At 30.5% G+C, this 5,447-nt stretch carries 7 protein-coding genes; 1 reads left to right on the top strand and 6 read right to left on the bottom strand.

Going from position 1 to position 5,447, the window contains the following annotated elements; translation table 4 throughout:
• Window positions 1–145: 145 nt before the first annotated feature.
• The 6 genes from C4B25_RS03900 to rsmD form a co-directional block, all read right to left on the bottom strand.
• Window positions 146–796: a ribulose-phosphate 3-epimerase gene (locus C4B25_RS03900; RefSeq protein ID WP_131613749.1), complete on the bottom strand. Its 651-nt coding sequence runs from the start codon at window positions 794–796 to the stop codon at window positions 146–148.
• Window positions 784–1,632, bottom strand: a complete 849-nt coding sequence (gene rsgA, locus C4B25_RS03895; RefSeq protein ID WP_246004296.1) for a ribosome small subunit-dependent GTPase A — start codon at window positions 1,630–1,632, stop codon at window positions 784–786. Before rsgA ends, C4B25_RS03900 begins: the two co-directional genes overlap by 13 nt.
• Window positions 1,617–2,585: a protein kinase domain-containing protein gene (locus C4B25_RS03890; protein WP_131613747.1), complete on the bottom strand. Its 969-nt coding sequence runs from the start codon at window positions 2,583–2,585 to the stop codon at window positions 1,617–1,619. The genes rsgA and C4B25_RS03890 overlap by 16 nt, the downstream gene beginning before the upstream one ends.
• A complete protein-coding gene (locus tag C4B25_RS03885) occupies window positions 2,585–3,316 on the bottom strand; it encodes a PP2C family protein-serine/threonine phosphatase (protein WP_131613745.1) in 732 nt (243 codons plus the stop codon). The genes C4B25_RS03890 and C4B25_RS03885 overlap by 1 nt, the downstream gene beginning before the upstream one ends.
• On the bottom strand, window positions 3,316–3,888 hold the full coding sequence (gmk, locus tag C4B25_RS03880; RefSeq protein ID WP_131613742.1) for a guanylate kinase: 573 nt from the start codon (window positions 3,886–3,888) through the stop codon (window positions 3,316–3,318). The genes C4B25_RS03885 and gmk overlap by 1 nt, the downstream gene beginning before the upstream one ends.
• Before the next feature lie 158 nt (window positions 3,889–4,046).
• The gene (rsmD, locus tag C4B25_RS03875; RefSeq protein ID WP_131613740.1) at window positions 4,047–4,592 is read right to left on the bottom strand and encodes a 16S rRNA (guanine(966)-N(2))-methyltransferase RsmD; all 546 of its coding nucleotides are present in this window, start codon (window positions 4,590–4,592) and stop codon (window positions 4,047–4,049) included.
• A gap of 39 nt (window positions 4,593–4,631) precedes the next feature.
• Between rsmD and def the strand changes: the two genes are divergently transcribed.
• Window positions 4,632–5,183: a peptide deformylase gene (def, locus tag C4B25_RS03870; protein ID WP_131613738.1), complete on the top strand. Its 552-nt coding sequence runs from the start codon at window positions 4,632–4,634 to the stop codon at window positions 5,181–5,183.
• Window positions 5,184–5,447: the final 264 nt, after the last annotated feature.

Here is a 5,447-nt window from a genome sequence, read left to right as displayed (position 1 = left end):
TTACAATCATCGAAAACGGACAAAAGAAAAGAATTAAAGTTTCAGCTAAAACAGCTAAAACTCTTAAGAAAAAAGGACTTGTTGCTTAGTTCTTTTTTTTATTTCCAATTAAAAAAGAGTAAAAAAAATGAGTTTAACTCATTTTTTATTTACCTTTTATGGAATTTAATCTTTCTTCAGTAGGTTCTGAACATAGATAAGAACCAGAAACTAGAACATCTGCCCCAGCATCGAAAGCTTGTGGTCCAGTAATATTATTAATACCACCATCAACTTCGATAATTACATCCAATCCTCTTTCATCAATGTATTTTCTTAATTTTGAGATTTTATTTAATGCATTTTCATTAAATTTTTGTCCTCCAGCTCCTGGTTGAACTGACATTACAAGAACAACATCTACAAATGGAATGTAATCATAAATTTGTTCAATGTTTGTTTTTGGATTTAAAGCTATCCCTTGTTTGAATCCTCTATTTTGATTATTTTTAACAATTTCTAATCCAACTTCATATGATTCTGACTCATGATGAAATGTTATAAGATCAGCGACATCCTTAAATTTTTCAATATAATTCTCCGCTGTCGATACCATTAAGTGTATATCAACAAAATGTTTTTCTGTTAAATCTACATTTTTAGTAACGTCTTCCAGTGTTAGTGCTGTTGCAGGAACAAAAATACCATCCATAATATCGTAGTGAACTCATGTTAACCCATTCTCGATTAATGTATTTGTTGTATTTGCTTTTTCATTATTTTCTACATTTAGTAGTGATGCTGCTATTTTTCTCATTCTACTGCCTCCTCTAAAAGTTTTATATAATCATTGTACCTTGTTTTCGATACTTTTCCTTCTTCGATTGCAACCTTAACTGCACAAATTTTTTCTTTATTATGAATACAAGTTCTAAATTTACATTGTTTAGATAATTCTCTAAAATCAGCATACGAATGCGCTAATTGAATTTTAGTTAAATTAAATTCCAATGAAGAGAAACCTGGAGTATCAATTAACTTACCTCCAAATCAATCAATGATTTCTACAACTCTCGTTGTATGTTTACCTCTACCTAGAGCTTTTGAAATTTTTTGAGTTTTAATATTTAAGTCCGCAAGTGAATTTATTGTTGTTGATTTACCTGCACCAGTTTGACCAGTAAAAACTGATAATTTATCTTTAAAAATTGGCTTTAATTTTTCAATACCATCTTTATTAGGATTGGAAATTTCAAATACTTCATAACCTTGACTTTTATATTCTTCCAAATATGTTTCTTCAGTTAAATCACATTTAGTAAATACAATAATAGGTTTTATATTATTGAATTCAATAATAGCAAGGAATTTATTTAATAATAATGAAGAATATTTTGGTTCTGCCATAGATGTTATAACTATAGCTTGATCAACATTAGCAACTTTAGGCCTTACTAGTGAATTCCTTCTTTCGTGAACTTCATTCAAAAATCCATCAGGATCAAACGAAACAATATCACCAACCACAGGATTAATCCCAAGGTTCCTTAAATTACCTCTACCTCTTGTTCTGTATTCTTTACCTTCAGTTTCAATATCATAGAAACCTGCATTTACTCTTATTACTTGACCACGCATTATTTTAACCCCCATACTAAACCAATAATAACCGCTAACATAATTATGATCACAACTGATAATATACCAACAAGTGTTCATCTGGAATTTATTATTGAGAAAAAGTCTTTTTTCTTTTTACCATCAAGATTAATTAATGGTTCGTATATTCTTTCATTGCTTAATGAATCTTTTAAATCATTATAAAATTCTGTCATATTGCCATATCTTTTATTTTTATCTTTTGCAGTTGCTTTTATAACAATATTGGCAACGGATTGTGGAATTGAATCTACAATCTTATTAACTTGTGGGACTGCAGCAGTTTTATGTTTTAATGCCGTTGAAATTGCATCTTTTTCATTAAATGGACATGCACCAGTTAACATTTCAAACATCAAAATCCCTAATGCATAGACATCTCATTGACGAGTAGGCTTTTCTTGATCTAATATCTCTGGCGCTAAATATTGTACTGAACCGATAATACTATCCGCTCTTGTTAATCTATCCGATTCCTCAGTCAATGCAATACCAAAGTCAATTATTTTAACTTTTCCATGATCAGAAATCATTATATTAGAAGATTTTATATCTCTATGAATAATTCCTCTTCTGTGTATTTCGGAAAAACCAAGTGCAAGTTGTTTAGCAAACTCAATTGTTTCATCCACCGTTAACTTTGTTCTTCTCTCGATGTAATCCTTGAAGATGGAACCTTCAACATGTTCCATTACAATATATTGAACTTCATCATTAAATTTTCAATCGTAAATTTTAATTACATATGGAGAGTCAACAGTCTTTGTTAAAGTCATTTCTGAATTAAAACGTTTTGTTGCGACTACATCATTCTTTTTGTCAGGGTGCAATACTTTTATTGCAACCCTTTTACGATCAAACATATCCTCCGCAAGATAAATTTCAGCCATTCCACCTTGACCAATTTTTGAAATTACCTTATACCTGTCATCGATTTTCTCGACCATTATTTACCCACTTTCACTATTGCGATAGTTAGGTTATCCCCTGATCTCCCTTTAATTGCTGTTTCAATTAATTCGTTACAAATTTGTTCTAACGATTCACCCTTACCAACGATTTGTTCGAAGTTTGGCTTTGTAAGATAATCATGAATACCATCACTAGTTTGTATTATATATTTTGTTCCTGGCTCAATTGATACTTGGAAAGCATCAATCCTTGTTGTTTTCTTAGGACCTAGAGCTGATGTTAATGCTGCTCCACCTAATATGTTGGCTGCTTTCTCTGGAGAAAGACCTTCTTCATTTATATAATAATTTCTCAGATTATGATCTACTGTAACTTGATGCAGTAGCCCATTATAAATATAAGTTCTTGAATCTCCTATGTTAAAAATATAGGCATTTCCATTTGGATAAATCAAGGTAAGTGTCACCGTTGTTCCCATATCAAGTAATGCTTTATTATTCTTAGAAGCTTTTTCCATTAATTTTTTTGCTCTTTTTAATGAACTCTTAAATCATGGAAATAAATCTTTTGGATCTACTGGTGTGTGTTTAAAGAATTCTCTTTCAATAGCTTCGATTGTTAAACTAGAAGCAAAGGAACCTCCAGCGTGTCCTCCCATACCATCACACAAGACAGAAAGAACAATACCATCTTTTTCAAAGATGGCTGCTCTATCTTGGTTTTCCGCTCTAACTACACCGACGTCAGTTTTAACTAATGTAACCATTAACCTCTCCTTAAAATAATTTCAGCAATTTCATCTGCTGCTCTTTTAGGATCGTCGTTTGTTACTACGTGATTAAATTTTGGAGCATAAGAAATTTCTTCTTCTGCACGAGCTAATCTAACTTGAATTTGTTCTTCAGTTTCAGTTCCTCTTGATCTCATTCTTTCTTCAAGAACTTCTATTGAAGGTGGGGCTAAAAAGATTGTAATTAAATCTGAAAGATCATCAGAATAATGATTAACTACATTCATTGTTCCGTAAGGTTCTAATTCTAAAAAGGCATTTTTACCCTCTTCAAGAATTCTGTTTACTTCTGATTTTAATGTCCCGTATTTGTTTTGAAAGTGTTCATTTCATTCGATGAAATCATTTGATGCAATTTTTGATTCGAACTCTTCTTTGTTTAAGAAGAAGTAATGTTTCCCGTTGATTTCGCCTTCTCTTGGTGATCTTGTTGTTGCAGAAACTGAGAAACCTAACTTTAATTCTGGGTTATTAAATAAATGTTGTTCAACTGTTGCTTTTCCAACTGCTGAAGGGCCTGTGAAAACGATTAATTTACCTTTTTTCATAATTAGAAATATTATACATTACTTATTAAAGCATTTAACTATATTATTATGGTAATTTCATTAATTATTATCATTATATGTAAATCATTAAATAAAAAAACCACTTAACTTAAAGATTAAAGTGGTTTTTTCGTCTTTTTATTGTTTTTACAGAAGTTTTATATATTACTTATAAATAATACTGAGATTTTTCCATATTTTTTAGTTCTTTGTACCATGTACCCTTCAGGTATCACTATCTTTTTAGGGTCATCTGTTTCTAAGATTATGTAGCCATTTTGTCCTAATAAATCCGAAGATTTTATAGCACTTAAAGTTTCGTTGTATAGTTCTGTATCTTCATAAGGAGGATCCACAAATATAAAATTAAATTTCGCTCCAGCTTTTGATTTTATATAAGATAAAGCATCCATCTTAAAAATATCAACATTAGTTATTTTAAGTGTTTGTTTATTGTGTTCAATAACACTTGCGGCTTTTCTATCTTTTTCGATAGCAATTGACTTCATTGCTCCTCTAGAAACTGATTCAAAAGAGAATGCTCCGGAACCTGAAAATAGGTCCAGAACTATAGCTCCTTCAATATCGAACTGAATTGATGAAAAAATGGCTTCTCTAATTCTATCTGTTGTTGCTCTTGTAGTGTCAAGACTTGGTTGTTCCAATTGTCTTCCACCGTATTTTCCTGCGATGATTCTTAACATAATATAAAAATAATAGCACACTTGTTATATAATGGTTTTATGAATTTTAAAATAACAAAAATACCAGGGGATAAAAAAATCCTAAGAAAAAGATTAGAAAAAGTTGAGTTTCCGCTTTCAAAAGAAGTTATCGAAGCTGCTGATTGAATGATTGATTACATAGATAAATCACAACTGCCAGGTTTCGAAGATAGAGCTGGTGTTGGTATTGCTGCCAACCAAATCGGTGTTGACCAAAGAATGTTTTATGTAAATATTCCTTTAGGTGATAAACAAGAGAACTATATAGAATTTTTAATGAATCCTGAATTTATTGCAAAGGGAGATATCCCCGCTGCATTAGAAGGTGGTGAAGGTTGTTTATCTGTTCCTGAAGGTTGACCACACACAGATGGATTAGTACATAGACAATTTAAAATTATTATTAAAGGTTACTCTTACATTCAAAAGAAAGAAGTTAAAATTACAAAAACAGGTTACGAAGCTATTGTTTTCCAACATGAAATGGATCACATTAATGCTGGATTATTTTACGATAGAATTGACCAGAAGAAACCATGAGTTAAAAAACAAAAAGAAGTTATTATTTAAAGCGTATTGTCGCTTTTTTTATTTTTTATTCCAAATGTTAGAATTTATTAATTTATTTTATATTTTGCATAACGTTATTTTCCTTTATAATAAAAAAGTAAACGTAGCATCTAATCAATTGTTTCGTTCATATAAAACACAAAAAAATAATTAGGAGACATACATATGATAAAAACCAAGATTTTCGGTCTTGGGGGTATGCAAGAAATCGGTAAGGCAGCCATCGTTATTGAACATGGTGAAGAAATTGTAATTATTGACTCA

The organism is Mycoplasma todarodis (assembly GCF_004335995.1).
Taxonomy (GTDB): domain Bacteria; phylum Bacillota_I; class Bacilli_A; order Mycoplasmatales; family Metamycoplasmataceae; genus Mycoplasma_K; species Mycoplasma_K todarodis.
Note: the sequence above shows the minus strand (reverse complement) of the source record. Positions and strands in the feature narration are given on the sequence as shown.